General features: G+C 41.8%; 25 protein-coding genes and 1 tRNA gene. 2 read left to right on the forward strand and 24 right to left on the reverse strand.

What is annotated here, in order from left to right; genetic code table 11:
* Window positions 1-18 precede the first annotated feature (18 nt).
* From PZ638_RS13930 to PZ638_RS14040, 22 genes are all read right to left on the reverse strand, one after another.
* Window positions 19-3,363 (reverse strand): coiled-coil domain-containing protein, encoded by a 3,345-nt coding sequence (locus PZ638_RS13930; RefSeq protein ID WP_272674317.1) that lies wholly within the window; start codon window positions 3,361-3,363, stop codon window positions 19-21.
* A 15-nt stretch (window positions 3,364-3,378) separates the two neighbouring features.
* Window positions 3,379-3,717 carry a hypothetical protein gene (locus PZ638_RS13935; protein ID WP_004906508.1) on the reverse strand — a complete coding sequence of 113 codons (339 nt, stop codon included), beginning with the start codon at window positions 3,715-3,717 and terminating at the stop codon, window positions 3,379-3,381.
* Window positions 3,717-3,890, reverse strand: a complete 174-nt coding sequence (locus PZ638_RS13940) for a 3-hydroxybutyryl-CoA dehydrogenase (protein ID WP_272674319.1) — start codon at window positions 3,888-3,890, stop codon at window positions 3,717-3,719. The genes PZ638_RS13935 and PZ638_RS13940 overlap by 1 nt, the downstream gene beginning before the upstream one ends.
* A 180-nt stretch (window positions 3,891-4,070) precedes the next feature.
* Window positions 4,071-4,580, reverse strand: coding sequence for a hypothetical protein (locus tag PZ638_RS13945; protein ID WP_272674320.1), 510 nt, complete (start codon window positions 4,578-4,580; stop codon window positions 4,071-4,073).
* Window positions 4,581-4,666: 86 nt separating this feature from the next.
* On the reverse strand, window positions 4,667-5,263 hold the full coding sequence (locus PZ638_RS13950; RefSeq protein ID WP_272674321.1) for a hypothetical protein: 597 nt from the start codon (window positions 5,261-5,263) through the stop codon (window positions 4,667-4,669).
* A 76-nt stretch (window positions 5,264-5,339) separates the two neighbouring features.
* Window positions 5,340-5,738, reverse strand: a complete 399-nt coding sequence (locus PZ638_RS13955; protein WP_272674322.1) for a ProQ/FINO family protein — start codon at window positions 5,736-5,738, stop codon at window positions 5,340-5,342.
* A gap of 460 nt (window positions 5,739-6,198) precedes the next feature.
* On the reverse strand, window positions 6,199-8,634 hold the full coding sequence (locus tag PZ638_RS13960) for a primase-like DNA-binding domain-containing protein (protein ID WP_311972578.1): 2,436 nt from the start codon (window positions 8,632-8,634) through the stop codon (window positions 6,199-6,201).
* Window positions 8,588-8,962 carry a hypothetical protein gene (locus PZ638_RS13965; RefSeq protein ID WP_181489823.1) on the reverse strand — a complete coding sequence of 125 codons (375 nt, stop codon included), beginning with the start codon at window positions 8,960-8,962 and terminating at the stop codon, window positions 8,588-8,590. The genes PZ638_RS13960 and PZ638_RS13965 overlap by 47 nt, the downstream gene beginning before the upstream one ends.
* Window positions 8,963-9,157: a hypothetical protein gene (locus tag PZ638_RS13970; RefSeq protein WP_102139353.1), complete on the reverse strand. Its 195-nt coding sequence runs from the start codon at window positions 9,155-9,157 to the stop codon at window positions 8,963-8,965. It lies immediately after the preceding gene.
* Entirely contained in the window at window positions 9,157-9,330 is a 174-nt protein-coding gene (locus PZ638_RS13975; protein ID WP_272674325.1) for a hypothetical protein, read from the reverse strand. The genes PZ638_RS13970 and PZ638_RS13975 overlap by 1 nt, the downstream gene beginning before the upstream one ends.
* A complete protein-coding gene (locus PZ638_RS13980) occupies window positions 9,327-9,908 on the reverse strand; it encodes an ORF6N domain-containing protein (protein ID WP_272674326.1) in 582 nt (193 codons plus the stop codon). Before PZ638_RS13980 ends, PZ638_RS13975 begins: the two co-directional genes overlap by 4 nt.
* Complete coding sequence (locus PZ638_RS13985) at window positions 9,905-10,114, reverse strand: hypothetical protein (protein ID WP_181489827.1); 210 nt, start codon at window positions 10,112-10,114, stop codon at window positions 9,905-9,907. Before PZ638_RS13985 ends, PZ638_RS13980 begins: the two co-directional genes overlap by 4 nt.
* Window positions 10,111-10,290 (reverse strand): hypothetical protein, encoded by a 180-nt coding sequence (locus tag PZ638_RS13990; RefSeq protein ID WP_004255431.1) that lies wholly within the window; start codon window positions 10,288-10,290, stop codon window positions 10,111-10,113. Before PZ638_RS13990 ends, PZ638_RS13985 begins: the two co-directional genes overlap by 4 nt.
* Window positions 10,287-10,484, reverse strand: a complete 198-nt coding sequence (locus PZ638_RS13995; protein ID WP_272674328.1) for a hypothetical protein — start codon at window positions 10,482-10,484, stop codon at window positions 10,287-10,289. The genes PZ638_RS13990 and PZ638_RS13995 overlap by 4 nt, the downstream gene beginning before the upstream one ends.
* Entirely contained in the window at window positions 10,481-10,741 is a 261-nt protein-coding gene (locus PZ638_RS14000) for a hypothetical protein (protein WP_272674329.1), read from the reverse strand. The genes PZ638_RS13995 and PZ638_RS14000 overlap by 4 nt, the downstream gene beginning before the upstream one ends.
* Before the next feature lie 2 nt (window positions 10,742-10,743).
* Window positions 10,744-10,917, reverse strand: a complete 174-nt coding sequence (locus tag PZ638_RS14005; protein WP_210844486.1) for a DUF4222 domain-containing protein — start codon at window positions 10,915-10,917, stop codon at window positions 10,744-10,746.
* Window positions 10,910-12,031, reverse strand: coding sequence for a host cell division inhibitor Icd-like protein (locus PZ638_RS21310; protein WP_422662164.1), 1,122 nt, complete (start codon window positions 12,029-12,031; stop codon window positions 10,910-10,912). Before PZ638_RS21310 ends, PZ638_RS14005 begins: the two co-directional genes overlap by 8 nt.
* Entirely contained in the window at window positions 12,028-12,843 is an 816-nt protein-coding gene (locus tag PZ638_RS14020) for an antA/AntB antirepressor family protein (RefSeq protein ID WP_272674330.1), read from the reverse strand. Before PZ638_RS14020 ends, PZ638_RS21310 begins: the two co-directional genes overlap by 4 nt.
* Window positions 12,844-12,858: 15 nt before the next feature.
* Window positions 12,859-13,251: a hypothetical protein gene (locus PZ638_RS14025; protein WP_272674331.1), complete on the reverse strand. Its 393-nt coding sequence runs from the start codon at window positions 13,249-13,251 to the stop codon at window positions 12,859-12,861.
* Window positions 13,251-13,448 carry a helix-turn-helix transcriptional regulator gene (locus PZ638_RS14030; RefSeq protein ID WP_272579636.1) on the reverse strand — a complete coding sequence of 66 codons (198 nt, stop codon included), beginning with the start codon at window positions 13,446-13,448 and terminating at the stop codon, window positions 13,251-13,253. Before PZ638_RS14030 ends, PZ638_RS14025 begins: the two co-directional genes overlap by 1 nt.
* A 1,021-nt stretch (window positions 13,449-14,469) precedes the next feature.
* Complete coding sequence (locus PZ638_RS14035; protein ID WP_272674333.1) at window positions 14,470-15,681, reverse strand: tyrosine-type recombinase/integrase; 1,212 nt, start codon at window positions 15,679-15,681, stop codon at window positions 14,470-14,472.
* A 164-nt stretch (window positions 15,682-15,845) separates the two neighbouring features.
* A tRNA-Ser gene (locus tag PZ638_RS14040) sits at window positions 15,846-15,933 on the reverse strand.
* A 182-nt stretch (window positions 15,934-16,115) separates the two neighbouring features.
* Here PZ638_RS14040 and PZ638_RS14045 point away from each other — a divergent pair.
* Complete coding sequence (locus tag PZ638_RS14045; RefSeq protein ID WP_004256090.1) at window positions 16,116-16,445, forward strand: TusE/DsrC/DsvC family sulfur relay protein; 330 nt, start codon at window positions 16,116-16,118, stop codon at window positions 16,443-16,445.
* 7 nt (window positions 16,446-16,452) lie between these two features.
* Here PZ638_RS14045 and PZ638_RS14050 read toward each other — a convergent pair whose 3' ends face one another.
* Window positions 16,453-16,731, reverse strand: a complete 279-nt coding sequence (locus PZ638_RS14050) for an acylphosphatase (protein ID WP_004256093.1) — start codon at window positions 16,729-16,731, stop codon at window positions 16,453-16,455.
* A 220-nt stretch (window positions 16,732-16,951) separates the two neighbouring features.
* Here PZ638_RS14050 and hspQ point away from each other — a divergent pair, with 220 nt between their 5' ends.
* A complete protein-coding gene (hspQ, locus tag PZ638_RS14055; RefSeq protein ID WP_004256095.1) occupies window positions 16,952-17,272 on the forward strand; it encodes a heat shock protein HspQ in 321 nt (106 codons plus the stop codon).
* Window positions 17,273-17,355: 83 nt separating this feature from the next.
* Here the strand turns inward: hspQ and PZ638_RS14060 are convergent, their stop codons facing one another.
* Window positions 17,356-17,769, reverse strand: a complete 414-nt coding sequence (locus PZ638_RS14060; RefSeq protein ID WP_004256099.1) for a CoA-binding protein — start codon at window positions 17,767-17,769, stop codon at window positions 17,356-17,358.
* Window position 17,770: the final 1 nt, after the last annotated feature.

Below are 17,770 nucleotides of genomic sequence, written 5' to 3' on the forward strand. Positions count from 1 at the left end.
AAATCTGCCCCATTAAAATTAAAAGCTGCCTCTTGCCTTTCTGCCTAACCCATAAGCATGACGTAAAGCATCATCTAATTTCCCACCGTTCATCACTTCATGAATAATTTCATCAAGCGTGATCGTGTTTGTCCTTGGGTCATATTTTGGCTGTCCAAATTCAACCTGAGCACTCGCAACGGTGTTATTCACATTGATAACAACATTAGGCACGCCACCGCCCCCAATATCACGATTAGGAATAACCTTGCCGCCTTCTCCTGGTAAAAGGTAATTTCTCCCTGCGGCTTGAAATATTTCAGGCTTACCACCTTCACCAAATCGATACATTTTATTCGCATCGACCGCGCCACCGTTATAACGTCCACCACCAAAGCCAATCATTGACATCGACGTAGCTTTTCCTGCGGCCTGTGCGGTTGTATAGGCTGATAATCCCGTTCCTGATGCTGCTCCACCTGTTGCGATAGATGCCGCTATTGCTGCAGGTGTCCATGCTGCTAATGCTGCCGCGCCTCCTGCTGTCGCTGCCGCTGCGTTCGCTGCCTGTGAAGCAACGCCAATTGTTTTAGTCAAGATGAAGTTTTTAAGCATCTCCACGCCAACCTGAGCAATGGAATTTACGACACTGTTTAGCATCGTATTGCCTAACGAGCGCAACGCCTCTGACGCATCCATTGAGCCAGTAATTAACCCTGTCAGGACGTTTGAAGCATTACCCGCCAGAGAATCAACCGCTGAAGCCAACATCTCATAGCCTAAGTTTTGCTGTCTCATTAGCTCCCATTGTGCCGCTAATTGCTGCTGTTGATACTCTTTCTCTGCTGCGGTTCTGAGTAGCTGGTATTGCGCATCGGTTGCCGCTTTGGATGCGGTGAACTGGTCATGGCTAATCTGTTGTTTTGCATAGGCTTCATTGAGTATTTGTAGCTCTTGCGCCTTGTATTCTTTCATCATGGCTAACTTCTGAGTATGCTCATTAGCTAATGCCTGAATCGGGTCAAATTTAGCGCGATTTTCCTCAACGTAATTCACTGAGGCATTAATTTTGATATCGGTCATTCCCTGATTAAATGACACCATTGCCTCACGCCCCATACGCTCAAAATCTTCCTTGTTGATGAAGTCCTCATCTAACAAACGTTTGAGGGTTTTCACTTCCTCACCAAAGGTATGCGCCAGTTTTAATTCTGGGGTGATTTCCTGAGCCGCAATAAAATCATTCACGCGCTGATTGAGGTCAAACAGTTCCGCAGCCTCTTTCGAAATAGCCGCTTTTTGTTTCTCTGTTGCCTGTGCCCCTAGTCGCTGAACAGCTTCATAGATTGCCATTTCACGATTAACATCGGCTACGCCACTTTCCAGTAATCCATAACGTTTTTTCAACGTAGCTAACTGCTCACTCTGGCGTTTTATCGCTTCATTCGCTTGGTTGGCGGCTTTAGCGGATTTATTGCCTTTTGATTTACTGCTTAGTGCGGCTTCTTGGGCTTCACGTAATTTGCGTATGGCTTCAATGGCTTTCGGGAGTTCGGCATTGTAGGCGGCAGAACCTTGTTTTAATCCCATTTGCATCAGAAGTAACGAGGAGTTGTATTCATCCAGTGCCGGCTTACCGTCGTTCATGCCAATCGTGAGGGCTTTGGTGCGCTGCTCAATCTCAGTGAGAGAGTTAGCAAGGTTCAAGCTGACTGTTTTATCAAACTCATCCGTTAACTCTTGGATTTTCTGTTTAAATATTTCAGAGTCTTTCACAAAGCCGTCAGCAATTAACGCCTTTTCTAGCTCTTTGATAGCCTGTTCTTTCTTAACGGCTGCCTCGCTGCCTAATTCCAGTGATCGGGCTACTTGTTGGTTAGCATCAATCACGCCTTTAGCTTGGCGTTGGTAAATTAAATCGGCTCTGGTCAGTTCGTCTGTTTGTTGCGCTCTAACCTTAGCAATATCAGCGGCTTTTCTTTGCGATACCGTCCAGCGTCGAATGTTTTGCTCACCTTCTGAAATAAGTAGCTCATACTGCTGCTGTTTCTTTGTGAGTTTTTCAATTTCCTTAACGAAATCATCTAACGAGTATGATGGGCTAACTTCTCCATCTTGCTTTTTAAGATCCTGAATTCCTTTTTCAATTCTGCCAAGTTCTTCTCTATGATTTCGTAGCTTTTCGTTTACAGCTTCAAGACTTTTTTTCTGTCCATCTAGCTCTGTGGTTGTTTCCGCTATCTTCTCGCCTAAGCGGTTAGCGACAACACGAGCCTGTTTTGCTGACAGTTCGTCAATTTTATCAATCCACTGATCTACCCTGTCGTTAAACTCTTTAGTGGCGGTGTCATCGTTCATGGCGTTATATAATGCGTAAACACCTGCGGCAGCTAAAAAGAATACGCCAGTAGGGCCACCTAATAACCCAACCGCGCCCCGTAACCCTTGCATAGCCATAGACTGAGTTTTAGCGGCTTGGGCTGCGCGGTTATTGGCTGCGGTCACTGCGTCCGTTGTGGTCGCTAGTGTGGCTTTCGCTTTTTGCTCTAATGCTAATGCCGCATTTAATTTATGGGTTGCGTTGGCTTCAACTTCTTTCGCTTTAGCGACTTGAGCCTCAACACGCGCAATTTCTTTCCCTGTTGTGGCTAAATGCGTTTTGATTTTGGTTTCTGTGGCGTGTAGGGCGTTGCTGGCTTTGGTGACGCGTTGTAGATTTTCCTCACTCGCTGCCATTTGATAGGTTATTTCGGCATCCTTGAGCTGTACCGCCTGTCGTGCCCTCAGTGACTCTAAATCACGTTGCTTGGCATCATTAGCCGCTTCTAGTGAATAAACGTGCTCTAACGCTGCCTGAGCCGCTTTTAACTCGGCTTGTGCGGATACTGTCAGATTTCTAGCGTTAATGACTTCTTGGGAGGCTGCGGCTTGTAATGCCTGTGCTTTCATTTGAATAGCGCGAGTATGTGAAACCTCGGCTTGTGTGGCGTTAATCGCCCCTTGAGTATGTTGTAAGAGTGAAGAGGTCGCACTGCCAATATTAGAAATATACCCCGCACCTAATAACCCAGAGACATTACTAATTACACCTGTAAAACGCGCATTCGCGCTAGTTGCTCTGTCTGTAGCGGCTGTCGCTGCGCCAATTTGCCCCGTTAACTCGCTCATTTGACGTGATAATCGGTTAATTTCAGGCATTTTTAACGCACTGGAAACGGCCATTGCTGTTTTATCAAAACGGTAAAAGGCTTTCGACGTATCATCAGCCTGTTTACCCATTTCAGCCATTTTCCGCTTTGTTTCTCTAATCGCTTTATTCGCTTCAAGCAAGCTCTCAGTCTCACCATGTATGTCTATTGTATAACCTTCACCGTGATACGTCATAATTGTTCCCTCTAATTAATGCACGGCTGATAAGCCACTGACATTACCGTCACGTAATGCAAAACGTGTCATTTCGCCAATCACGTAAATACACTGATCTGTGATGGAGTATGGCTTAGTGAATACATTCAAATACGGGAGCAATAAATCACAGGCCTTACTCTCAACGTCGAACGACTCACCGCGAGACTTAACGATCGATACCGCATTATCAAATAGCCCTGCCGCCAGCAATTCAGGGATCACCTCGCCTGTAATGCCGTTATAAGTCACTAATGTTGTTCCCGTTTCCGCTTTTAGCCCATCAACATAAATCTGGGCTATGGTACTTGCTAACTGCTGTAACTTTTCCATTAGAACCCCTCACGCTGTAAGGCATCACTTAATAGCCCTTGAATCAATTGGCTAATAGGCGCTCGTTGAATGAAAACATCTTTTTCACCCTGTTTTTCTTTAAATTTTTTAACGCGATCTACTATGTTGCTTTCAATTGACACTGCTTTGAAGGTTCTTTTTGGCTTATCCATGATTATTTATCCACCCTGTTGTTATATACACTACAATTATAATCTAGAGCAAAAAATAAACAATAACATATTGCTATAAATAATTATGAATATAGAAATATTTTCTACTTATATTGATTTTTATGAAATTAAGACAACAAAAAACCGACTCAAGGTCGGCTTTTATTATAGGTAAGAGTTCTAGTTTTTGGGTTTTAGATAATTGGTAAGAATAGCTAATTTTTTATCTTTATTTCTTATCCCAACAGATACAGATGCTTTATAACCGTTATTATCATATTCTGCGGATATATCACTACATCCAATTTTATCTAAACAATCAAAGAAATTATTTTCATCATCAACTCTGGCTGTCTCAGCAGTAGGCTCACCATATATCAACTTTAAGTTATTAGTGACTTTAGTAAACTTATCAATCACATCTTTTTTATCGGTTCTTTCCAGTTCCTCAGAATGTAAGATTTGCACCAGTCCAGCATCAGGTGCAAATATTAAAAATGTAATTCCATCAGTGTTATCTGGCGTATTTTCTAACGTACAAGTAGCTAAACTACATCCTTCACCATCTAAGTTTAACTTTTGGATATCCTCCACCAACTGCCCCCACTTAAAGCCGTAAGGTGCTGGTGGACTGTTATCACATCCCGATAGAAACAAAGCCAATAGAGCCGTTATCATGATTTTTTTCATTTGGTGATCCCTTTAGTTGATAAGGCCAATTATACATAACCGCCTCGGCTTATGCTTTGGCGGCATTTTTCATAATAATTAAATATCTATTTTGTTTTAAATAAAGATAGGACATTGCCAAGTAGAGACGCAAAAAAATCGAACCCTAATGGTATTGCGGCTATTGAAGAATTAGCAGCACCAAAAGAACCAGACGATAAACTCATATCTTTCATCTTTTCTCTCAACTCACTAATATCGCTAATATCATTTTCTTTCATAATGTTATCAAAATCATTCATTGCCATGTTGTAGGCTTTTCGTTTGATTCCAGCATTAACTGGTAATTTATATCTCAACTCTCTTTCAGCTATATGTGGATATACTTTATCTCCAAATTCAGCTAAAAGTGTCCCTCCAATTTGAGCGCCTCTCTCTATCTTGCATGTGGTAAATAGTGTTGTTATGACCGCGACAATTTCACACAAAGTCTCTTTGTCTTGTTTATTCGATGAGTTAATAGCTAAAAAAATCTCTTCACTTTCACTTCGTTTACTTACCTTGCCTAAGTTAACTTGAAGAAAATCCATAACACTTTTCCCATTTTCCTCAAATTTACCTCTTAATACCTCATCGTTCGCTAAGTTTGTGATTATTCGTTCAAACAACTTTAACCCCAACGCACCAAAAGCCATATTAACCATATAAACTCCATTTATGTAATTTCAATCTATTAGATGCATACTGACATGAGTGTAACTTAATTCAAATTTTAACCTATTATTTATTGCTCCATTCCGCCAGCGTTTTCTCTGCTATGGCTTGCTGTTCTGGCGTGATTTCTCCGTTAGGTTGCCCGTACATATCAAACCGATTGCCACCCAAGATAAGAGCTTTTAAATATACCTTACGATTGATATAAGCGTGTAGCCCTTGTTTTATTTGCCCCTCTGGGATATCCAGCCCTCTATCTTTAGCCTCAGCAATCATAGCTTCCTTGATGCCAATCATTAGCGGCTTGGCTTCTGGCTCACTGAATAGCGTCCAATGCTTCGCTATACGGTCGATGCGGTGTTGTTTCTTCTTCGCGTGAACATCTGCCTTATTTTTCTTCTTCGGTTGCTGTGGGGCTTCCTGTGGCGTTTTACGCATTAGCGTTAATGTTGCTCTCTGATCCATGATTACAGCCTCTCTGATATTGTCGATTCTAAGCGTTCTAGTTCAGTGGCTACACTTCGCAGCTCTCGAATAAGCAAAAAAGCGATTGCCTCCTCGCTGCTGAGGCCTTCGGCTTTCAAGCCAGCCAGTGAAGTAATGTAATTTTGTTTCGCTATTTCCGATTGATTTGTCATTTTTTATGCTCTTAATTATTTTTCGTTGCAAGGTGTGAAAAGTTTTATGAGCTAACTGTTCATGTGTTCATAAAAAGTTATTTTCCATATATAACAATTAATTAAGCATGAACACTTCAATGAACACCTATGAAGACTTATGTAGAGTCTACATATCAACAATGAACACTCATGAACACTTAATGAATACTTAAATTTCAAGTGTTCATAAATTACTTATTGATATTTATACCTATTTTTCACTTATGAACACTATGAACAGTTTTACTTAAAACTTTACTTTTACGTTATTTTGTCGGTACTCGTGGTAGCCAGTCCTCGGCTTCCAATTCGTTTAATTCGAGGTTTGTTCTGACCCCCTGAGTAAAGCGATCTTTAATGTATTTTTTTCCTAACTCTTTGAGCGCACCATCGATAGAACGCCCAAAGGTTGTGAGTGTTAATGGGTTCCTGTTGCCGTTCCCTTGCATATAGGCCATATACGCATGATAAAGATACTTTCTCGGTGCAGGTGGTGAGATATTCGCATTCCCCATAAACATGCCTTCAACCCTTTCGAGTGCGACAAGATAGGCGCAAAAATCAATCAATGAGTCAGTTTCACGTTTCACATCAACCGCCTCACCAGAGCCTCTTTGTTCAATCAGTAATTTGTTGGCCGTCTCAGGGTTTGGAAACTCGCGCAGCAAGTCACGGATAATGACAGGAATTTCCGCCTGTATCTTTTCTGGCAGGTTCTTATCTTTTTTATCCTCACTCACCGTTTCATTGAAATGAAAAATAACCCGTCGACGCCCAACGCCATTACTACGCTCAGTAAATTGCATGGGTCTATTACCCGTCATGAATACAACGGATTTCATCACCATAGAAAATTGCTTTTCGTATTTGGGATCAATACCAACTGGATCACCACCCGTAATCGCCTTTAACCCTGCTCCATCCCCAACATATTTAGGCTGGTCAGGGAGTAAAATCAGTTTCTTACCCACAAATTGCGCTCGGCCTCTCGCGTCGTCCAGGGCCTTTAAATCACCGCTTGATGTGTTGTGTTTCCCTGCTAACAACTCAGCGATATGTGCGAATACGCTTTTACCACTGCCGCCTACGCCTGTTGCCTCGATAAACAATTGCCAGTCATGACGATTAGCGAAAACCATATACAATCCAGCCTTGATACGTCTTGCTTTTGCCTCATCTCCTCCCGATACATGAGATAACCATGCGGTAAAGTTTGGCGCGTTATCTTTCAGGTTTTCACCTGCTGCTGGTTCGGTATAGGTGATCCCATTTTGATGTAATAACCAATCGTTAGCGTTGTGAGGTCTAAATTCATGGGTTTTCGTGTTCAATACGCCATTAGTGAAACCGATTAAATCAATGTCAGACTCGCCCATGGGTTCAGCAATGACTTTCAATACATCAATGACACCAGTGATCCGTCTCATACTAAAGTGGGTTTCATTCTCAATAAAAAAGTCAGCCATTTCGCGAGAAAGCTCACTATCTTTAATTGGCTCCCACATCACCCCGCTATAGGTGTATACCGTCAATGACTCTGTGTTAACGGCTAATTGTCCGTATCGCTCAATCAGCAACATAGCCAATTGATTCGGAGCTAATTTGGCAATATCGGTATCAGTATCAATACCGCGCTTTTTCTTTTTAGCCTTAGTGGTATTAATGATGACTGTGTTTGCTTCCTGCATGGCGTTAATCCCCTCATTAAATGCCTGTCTTGATGCCTCAATGCCGTGTGATAGGCGGTAATCATCCCAATCAGCTTTATCCTCGGTAGGAGGTAAAACCGTAATACCATTGACTGCCTTAGCTGCCTTTTCTGCCGCCAGCTTTCCTGTGTTTGATTGGTCGGGTTTAACATCGTTATCCCCTGCAATGATAATTTGGCTCTCTGGGTACTTTGTCCGCATCACCTTAGCCACATGGGTTAAGTTACCCGCATCAATTGCCGCTACGGTGTGCGCTTCTGGTTGGATTAACTGGCATGTCATGGCGGTTGCCAATCCCTCAGCGATAATCACCGTAGAAACGTTTACAGGCTCATTAATGGGGTAATAGCTGCCATTCTTCGCACTATCGAGTAATAGCCGTTTCTCGCCATTAGGTTTAATGGTCTGTGCGGCTGTGATTGTGCCGTCAGCGTCCATCAATGGAATAATTAGCGATCCATCGGCTAACAGGGTCACGGTGGTACTATCAAATCCTTTCGCCTTGAGATACTCAGATTTGCCCTGTTTAGCATTGGCAATAGTGCGGCTGTATCGCGCTGTAAAGCGTTTATGCTTCTCTATCTGCTCGTTAGCTTGGTTCTGGGCTTGCTGTGCTTTCAATGCGTCCTGTTGCGCTTTTACCTCATGGCTACGGTAGGCTGGTGGATTATCTGAACGGGTATCAATTCCAATCATGCCAGCCACTTCATACGCTGCCTCAGTCACGCTGCCACCCAGAACACGCTGAACTAAGTCCAACCCATCCCCCGAGCCGCACTGACTACAAATAAACGTGCCGTTGCCGCCTTTGTCGTCAAATCTAAAACGGTCTTTACCGCCACAATGAGGGCAAGCGGTGTGCGTGTTTAGGGGCACTTCTGCCCCAAGGTTAGATAATATGTTTTGCCATTGGCCATTCGCTTTCAGCTTCACATCACGGATAACATCAATCGGTTTCATCGTCTGCGCCTCCTGCTGGTTCAGCCATTTCATGAGACACACTTAAAATAGACTGATATAACGCTTCACCCTCCAGAGTAAGACGCCCACAATCTACCGCTTTGGTTAATGCTTCCAGTGCGGCCGTTTCGTATTCTTCAAACTGGTCTATTAACGGCTCAATAAAACAAACCTCAGTTAAAAAACAAAGGTACTCAATCGGTGAAATTTGTTGCTTGTTAGTACGGCCTTGGCATGTTTCCGTGTAGGTGTAACATTCCTCAAAGTCATTAGGGCGGCTTTTAAATACAGCAAAAGCAAAGGCTTTCAGCGCATCATCAAGCGAGTTCGCTTTGGTCTTGAATGGAATAATGTTGCTCATTTATTTACCTCCTACCGCTTCGTTCATTTCATCCCTAATCGAATAAACAACAATCAACACCGCCCAGATCATGTTTCTGGTTTCGCCACACTCTTCAGCTTCCAGCCACGTAGAAAGTAAAGTAATTAGCATTAATACTTTTGCTTTGTGCGGCTCTAGTAACATTTCCACTTCGCGTTTCTGTTCCTGATTCATCACTTCACCTCACGCACATAGTTAATTAGGATATCGGTTAAACCGTCACGTTGCGCTTCTCGCATCACTTGCGATTGTGCGTCTTTCTGGGTGGCAGATATCACACGCTTGCTAATACCTAGCGTTAACCCTTTCGGTGTTGTGCCATACCCTGCGATTTGAAACGTTCTCATGAGCGATAATCCCCCATATCCTGAATGTGTAGCTGTGAGGCTTGCTCAATGGCAATTACCATTGGTTTAAGTGCTTTTTTCTCCTTACGACGTAGGTTCATGGCATAACTACCGCGCCTACCGTGACCTTGATAAGAGTCAGCTTCTAAACGGCTAATCAAGTTCTGAGCCTCACCAATTGGCATGGCTTCAAGTTCCGCCAGCGTGGGTATTTGAATGTGTTTAATTTCGGGAAACTCAGAGAATCGGAAATAACTGTTAACCATTGAACGCTGAACCTGCCACGACAAATCATCGGTAAATGGCTTAACCAACATGAGATAACCAGATTCAGCCAATACCATTATTTCAGGCGTGTACTTGGTGATATTTTCATCAAGGTGTGGACGTAATACGTCCTGACCTAACAAAAAGTAATCAACTCCATCAATGAAATGGCGTTTATGCTTGGTGAATGTACGCCTTGCTGTACCTTTCGGGCGTTGGTGTACCTCGTCAATCATGGCAAAGGTGACTACTCGCTTACCTTGATACATGAATGGGCTTAAGCTGGTGGCATTGATAGTGACTTGTCTCATTTCAGCACCTCCGCAAGCCTAGTGATTTCTTTCCCTTGAGCACATACAAGGCGATTAACTGCTCTCAGTAGAAAATGTGTATCTGTATCAGCCTCATTCTCTACAGCCGTTAACAGTGGGATTAACAACGCTTGGAGTTCTTCGTTGATATGCTCGACTTCTTCCAATGTAGATAAGTGACCAACTTTTAATTTAATTGTTTTCATTTGGTCGCCTCCTCGAGGGATTCGCATATTTCTGCGTTGAAGTCATACGCAATAGAAACGAGGTCGATTAACTCACGCGAACAATCGCTACTCACTTGCTCCAAGATAACGGCAAGCAATGAATTGTTTTGCTGTGCCTTATATGCGGCTCTGTCTAATGGAATAGGCTTGCTCATGAGTTCGCCTCCAGTACCACAATTTCCTCTTGAAGAAATGCGCAGACGTCACCGGATAACTTCGCCATAAGAGAAGCTAAAGTAGATATTTCACTGCTTTGTAACTGGTGCGGGTGCGATTCAATGAGTAGATTAATTAACTCAACCTGATGAGCTTTTTCAGCCGCTTGGTGAATAGTGATATCTGCGCTCATACTTCCCCCTCTAATTTTGCGTCTACGGCTTCTGCGTCACTAATACGGTTAATAGCTTCCAACCAGTAATAGAGTTCTTGTTTTTTTGGATCATCAATCTGAGGGAATACCTCACAAAGAATATGAGCCATACCTTTTCGAACCCTAAGTAAACGGTCACGGCTGCGTTCTTCTGAGTGTAAAGGGGTGTTATTGCCTAACATGTCCGTTATTTCAGCTTGAATACGCTGATAGTTATCAGGATATAAACGACTCATAATTAAGCCCTCCCTGCATAGGTGTATTCGTTGCTGAACTGGCTTAATGGAACAATGACAGGACTATCAAAGCCGTCTCGCTGAAAGGTCACACGGTTGAATTGAACCGATAGAACTTTGACGGTTTCGCCATTATTTTTGTGAGTGTAGAAATCATTAGATTGAGGGTTACGCATGATGTTTACCTCCAATAGCAGGTAAGCGACCAGCGAATATCAGCATGTAATCACGTACAAGCATCAGTCTTGCACTGTTCTCGTTCGGTGCTGTAACAGCAATACGGCAAGGTTTAGCGGTGTAATCGCTACGGTTTAACGCGAGGAATAACCATCTGTACGATTGGTTAGGGGTGAGACTAGTCCGCCCTGTGACGGGTGTGTTATGCTTACTCATAGTTACCTCGATAGCTTCGTTATCGGTGGTGATTAGATGCCCCGTTAGTGTTCCACCACTGCGGGGCATTGTTTTTATATAACACTTACCTTTATACTGGTTCGCACCATATACATATAAACTATCATAGTGGTTCGAACCAATGCAAGATGAAAAAGACAAAAAACCATACGACCGTGCAAACAGCACAAGAAGAACAATCCGATTTGATGATGATTTGCTCAAACAAATAGACTCAGTTATTGGTAATGAGCCATTTAGTTCATGGGTTAAGACAGCCTGTCGTAACGAGCTGGAAAGATTAGGTGTTAAGCCTAAAAACTGATATTTGCCATACCAGAGAAGTAAGCTAATATTAATATTCTCACTTGCTCGGTATTTAATATCGACGTTTCCAAGGGTAGCCGATTGGCTGCCCTTTTTTATGGACTCCAAAAACTCAATTATTTTGCCTTTTATGGACTCGCAAAACTCAATTTCTTCATTTTTTGAGATGAACGAATTCAAATAGCGGGATTTCCCGACTTTAGAAAGGTGAGAAAAATCACCTTTAGCAAATGGTGTAAATTCTCCACGTTTTGAGTGACTCAAATTTGAGTAGCGCAAAATATCAGCGGATTTATAACCTGAGAAATATTCCCCAGATTGATTTCCCGTAAATTTTGGTGGTTGATTGGCGTAAATTTTCGCTGATACATCGGCTAAAGTTTTAGCCAGTTGCTGAGCAAATGATTTTGCCGAGCACTGAGCCAAAATATTGACCGAGTAACCAGACGAAAGTTTGTCTGATTGATTGCCAGTAATACCGTAGTTTAAAGCTACAGTATTATTAAGGGTGTAAGTTGAACTTACGTTATTACCTGCCAGTAGGGAATCATTCACTTGGTAGGCAATCATTGCTCCACCTCTACACGTTGTGCTAACCATTTCTGAGACAAGCCGATTAACTTGTCTTTGCGTGCGTGATAGTCCATGCCTAGCTCAATTAACGTTGTATTGGTCTGCTCAAGGTATGAAAGATGCTCTAATTGTGTTTCGCTCATAGCATCACGAGGATTGCCAATAATACCGTTCTGTTTCGCCCATGCCTTAGCCGTAAGCCCACCTAATACAATACGGTTCAGCATGTTTGACTCAGTCGTGTAATGGTGTGGTAGTGTGTTTTTACCTTGCTCCATGCGTGCCAGCTCTAACGCTGAACACATCGGCTTAAAGTAACTAGCCACTTTGAGGCGTGATTTAAGTTGATGGCGTAATTGCTTGGTGATAGTTGGCGCGACTTTGTGTAGTGCTTCCTCACACTTGATAAAGTATTGACGGATTAAGCGGCCTTGTTCGGTACGCTCAACCATTGCTAATTCTTTAGCTGTATTTGTGGTAATCCAGTAATCAGACTCAGGGCGACCAACTTTATTAATTTCCACCCGTTCGGGTGTTAATTGGTCATTAATTGAACCATCACAATTAAAGTAATCAGTATTTTCTATAAATGTATATTGAGCCGTTCTGGATTTAAACCAGCTTGAAAATACACGTCCAACTCCTAACGCTTCATGTAATGAACGAGCACTAACTACGCTAGAAGATAATCCGCCTACTTTAATATGTGAAATAGGTAATAATTCAGCAAAAGATAATTCCTTAATATCGCTAGAGTGGTTTTCAGGGTGAGCGAATCCCTGACCCATTACGGTCATTTTATTTTTCATATTGTTATTTCCTTATTATTCGGTAGGGTACTTCGACAAAATTAATTCAGATTGTGATTTCGATATACCTTCATATCCGCCAGCATTGGCGCGTTGGTTGATGAGGTTAATTACCTTTTGCGCGTCTTTCTGACTGCGAATGCGATAACGGTAATGTGATCCAATGCCGTCTGGGTTCGGTTCGTCAGTACGCTCTAAATTAATATCCAGCTTTCTTTCAAGTTCTGAAAAATAATTACGACCTGATGATAAGCGACAATATTTTAAAATATCGTTTTCGGTAGAACCGTTATAAGCAGATAAAAAATATTTCCATGCTTTGATTTTTTTCGGTGAGTTCTTTGATAGAATAGATGCTGTCGCGTTATCCTGAGAAGCCACCTGTAGCGGGTGGTTTTTCTTTTGCATTAAGCCACCTCTCCAGTACGTGATTCAGCAATCTTATTTGCAATCCATTCATCTACTTCAGATTCAACGAAAGCAACAGAGCGAGTACCTATTTTTACTTGCTGTGGAAAGTCATTTTCTTTAATTAATCTATAAATCCATGCCTTGCTGTAACCTGTGCGTCGCAAAACCTCTGAAAGCCTAATCAGATTATTCATAGAATTTTCCTTAATGTGATATGAAAAGACATGCGAAAACGCCCTATACATAAATGTATAAGGTAGATAACGCATATTATGGTTTATATTTTAGGGTGTTTTAGGGTAGCAACCATATTGTTTAATACGAAATATTATCAACAATAAGTTAACTTTGCGCACACGATGCATGTGCTATGTATGATTATAAAAGAGCGGAACTACAACTACACTCCACAAAGGCGGAGACTTAAATTTCAAAGAACAATTTACTAATTTGAATAGTTACAATTATATTATTCAAGTTAGCTGATTGCCATTAACGACCTGAACTACATACATTTAGTAAACAGCGAAAAATAATTAAGTTATTTACTAAAAGCTCCCGTTTGCAAGGAGCGCAGGTCATTTTTTAAAGAACAAGTAGCTATCCGTACAAATTTTGCTACAAATATTATTTATGTTGAGAAGTCATCAACATGCTAATGAGGTTATCATTAGCCCCCTCAAGACAGCCTAAGGGGAAAATCCATATTTTAAAGAGCTGACAATCTGATATAAAGACTATCAATAAAACTTAAATGCTCTGAGAAGCTCCTCTGAGCGGCTTCACGTTCAGTACAAGCAGGATGTTTACTACATTCTTTAGTTGAAAATATACACCTATGGCGTCTTAGAATGTTTAAACTGCCCTGAGAAGTTGCTCTGGGCATAACCTTGTATGTAAAAGAGCGGCGCACTTTTTCAGCGCAGAGATGTTAAAGAACCAAGTCCACAATGATCTACTGCGGTACTACTAGGTATATTATACTGTAATAATAAACAGTCAAGCTTAAGAAACGAGCAAAGTTTATCACCGCAATTTCATGTGGTCTATTGACGTCTACTATAGTGTACTTTCATTAGATATTAAGATTTATCCTACTAGGATTAAGCCTGAGGAAATTTACAGGTTTAAAAACAAATCACCCACTAGTGGTTATTTTAGACACAAAAAAACCAGACCTTTTATTGTCTGGTTATGTATGTGGCTGCTGGCGGATTAAGCACGTTTAAAATTGCCGTGGACAACATTATCCCCGTTCTCTAATGCCCCCATGTAATCAGCGTACCATTGAAGCATTTCTCTACGGCCATCAATATACTGAGCATGGTTATACGTTCCACGGATAGAGTTTTTATCAACGTGCGCTAACTGTGTCTCAATCCATGCAGTGTTATAGCCTTGTTCGTGTAGGATGGTGCTCATTGTGTGCCTGAATCCGTGACCTGTGGCTCTACCACTGTAGCCCATGCGCCTAATCATCGTATTCAGTGCCATATCTGATATGTGCTTTCTATAATCGATGCGGCTAGGAAATATATATTGATAGCTGCCACTGATTGGATGTATCTGTTTCAGTAAATCAATAACCTGCTCTGATAGTGGCACAATATGCGGTCGGCACATTTTCATTTTTTCAGCTGGTATTTCCCATACCCCAGTATCAAAGTTAATTTCTGACCATTCCGCCTTTCTCAATTCGCCTGGTCGAACTCCAGTTAATATAAGCACCCTTAATGCCACTCTTACAATCTGGCTTCCCATGTACTTATCTATAGAAGAAAGAAACTCTGGTAATTCACTAACTGAAAGATGGGCGTAGTGCTCACGCTTATGTGGTACAAAGGCACTGGCTAAATCTGGCGCAGGGTTATACTCTGCCCTACCAGTAATAATGGCGTACTTCCACACCTCACTGCAACGTTGACGCACTTTCTTTAGCTTCTCGGTTGCTCCGCGCTTTTCCATAATAGAGAGTACTTCGAGTAGTTCCATGGGTTTGATTTCAGCAATCGGGCGATTACCTATATAAGGAAAAACGTCTTTCTCAAATGCGTCCATCATGTCATCACGATAACCAACAGACCAGCGATCCTTTCTTCCCTCATACCATTCAAGGGCAATATTTTTAAAGGTGTTTACACTGTCAATCTTTGAGGCTTGCTTTTGTTCTTTGCGTTGTTGGTTTGGGTCAATTCCATCCGCCAGCAATCTCTTTGCATCATCACGCTTTCTTCTGGCATCAGCTAGTGTAACGGTTGGATAAATTCCAATAGCTAAAAGTTTCTCTTTGCCATCAATTCGGTATTTTAACCGCCAATACTTTCCGCCATTAGTTTTAACCAATAGATACAGTCCACCACCATCAGATAGTTTGTAGTCTTTTTCTTTAGGCTTACTGGAATCAATTTGTTTAACTGTTAGCTTCATTTGGGGGTACTCAAATCATGAGGTATAAATATACCCCCATATGTACCACCTAAAGGGGGTAGTTTTCAATAGACGTTAGTAGACGTTGGAATAATGGGATTTATTTAGAATGCTTGATTTACTTGGGATTAGAAGACTTTGGAAGACGTTACTAGAAGTGAAGATGGCGGAGGAGGAGAGATTCGAACTCTCGGATGGTTTCCCATCGGCGGTTTTCAAGACCGCTGCCTTCAGCCGCTCGGCCACCCCTCCGCAATGACGTGCACTATAAACATCCTCTCATTGGATGTAAACCCCTAATTTGATCATTCGCTTTAAAAATATACGCCTTTCATACTGTTGGGTGAAAATATCGACATTCTAACGACTTTACTTGGGTTATATCTCGATTTTTGCTAAATTTACGTTCTAATTTTATTTGGGTTGAAAAGAGTATGTTGGTTTTTAATAATCAAGAGATAGAAACAGACGCGCAAGGTTACCTGCTTGATAGCCAACAATGGAGCGAAGAATTAATTCCTTTGCTAGCGCAGCAAGAAGATATTGAAATTACCAATGAACACCTAGAGATTATCCGTTTCGTCAGGAACTTCTATTTGGAATTTAATACCTCACCTGCTATTCGCATGTTGGTTAAAGCAGTTTCTCAACAATTTGGCGAAGAAAAAGGCAATAGCCGCTATCTATACCGGCTATTTCCAAAAGGGCCAGCTAAGCAAGCCACTAAACTTGCTGGCCTGCCAAAACCGGTGAAATGTATTTAATTTTTCACTAATAGCGGACACTAAAGTCCGCTATTGGCTCGGTCTTCCAGTTTTCTGTGAAAAAATGGTCTACTTTTGCTCCCGGTGGTCCCCCAGCTTTTAGCCACTCATCAACAAATTCAATATCTTGCTCTGTTCCGTAAACGGCTAGCTTAACACTGCCATCATCTCGGTTACACACAAAACCTTTTATGCCGTTCTGATTAGCCCAATGATAGGTTTGGTAACGAAACCCAACCCCTTGAACACGACCATAAATATAAAAATATCGACCTGATGCAGTCATGTGAGCCTCCGTTGTCAGAGCATAATGTATTGATACCTTCTTTTTAACAGTTGTTTTTTATTCATTGAACAGATAATCTGCTAAATGAGGCACTGCTTTTCATAGTTGCGTATAAAGACAGTGTATTGCGTTATTAATAATTGTCCATATATTAGCTTGAAAACGCGTAGCACTGCCCATATATAGTTTGAAGTATAAGCAAGGCTTTTAGGAGGTCGCTATGATGATCACCAGTAAATATGGAATCGGGCAACAAGTTAGGCACAAACTTCTCGGCTACTTAGGCGTCGTTGTAGATGTTGACGCTGAGTATTCGCTCGAACAACCACATGATGATGATATTGCCGCTAACAGCACACTACGCGATCTACCTTGGTATCATGTTGTTATGGAAGATGACAATGGGGATGCAGTTCATACATATTTGGCTGAAGCTCAAATTACTTATGAAACCGTAGAAGACCATCCAGAACAACCATCAATGGATGAACTAGCGGAATCCATAAGGTCTCAGTTGCAAGCTCCTCGCCTTCGCAACTAACCTTCAAATATCTATATTGTTATTTATGAACGCAACCGTAAAGCAGCTCACTAGCTGCTTTACTTTTTAACGCTAGAAATACTTTATTTTTCAAGACCTAAAGCGGGTATTTCTTGTTTTGGGCATTTATCCATAACAAACTGTAAACCAGCCTGCAAAGCGATTTGCTGTGCTTCTTCGCTAATCACTCCTTTTTGTAACCACAAAACTTTAGCTTTAATTTCCACGGCTTCTCTGGCCACTCCTACCGCAGCTTCTGCATTACGAAACACATCGACCATATCAATAGGCCCTGGTATATCACTAAGCTTTTCGTATACTAGCTGCCCTAACAAAGTTTGACCTGCCAATTTAGGGCTGACAGGAATAACGGTATAGCCTTGATGTAAAAGATATTCCATGACTTCATAACTCGGCCTATTTGCCTTATCACTCGCTCCCACTAAAGCGATTGTCCGGACACGCTTTAAAATTTCAGCAATTTCTTGATCTCTCATC

This window comes from Providencia hangzhouensis (assembly GCF_029193595.2).
Classification (GTDB): Bacteria; Pseudomonadota; Gammaproteobacteria; order Enterobacterales; family Enterobacteriaceae; genus Providencia; species Providencia hangzhouensis.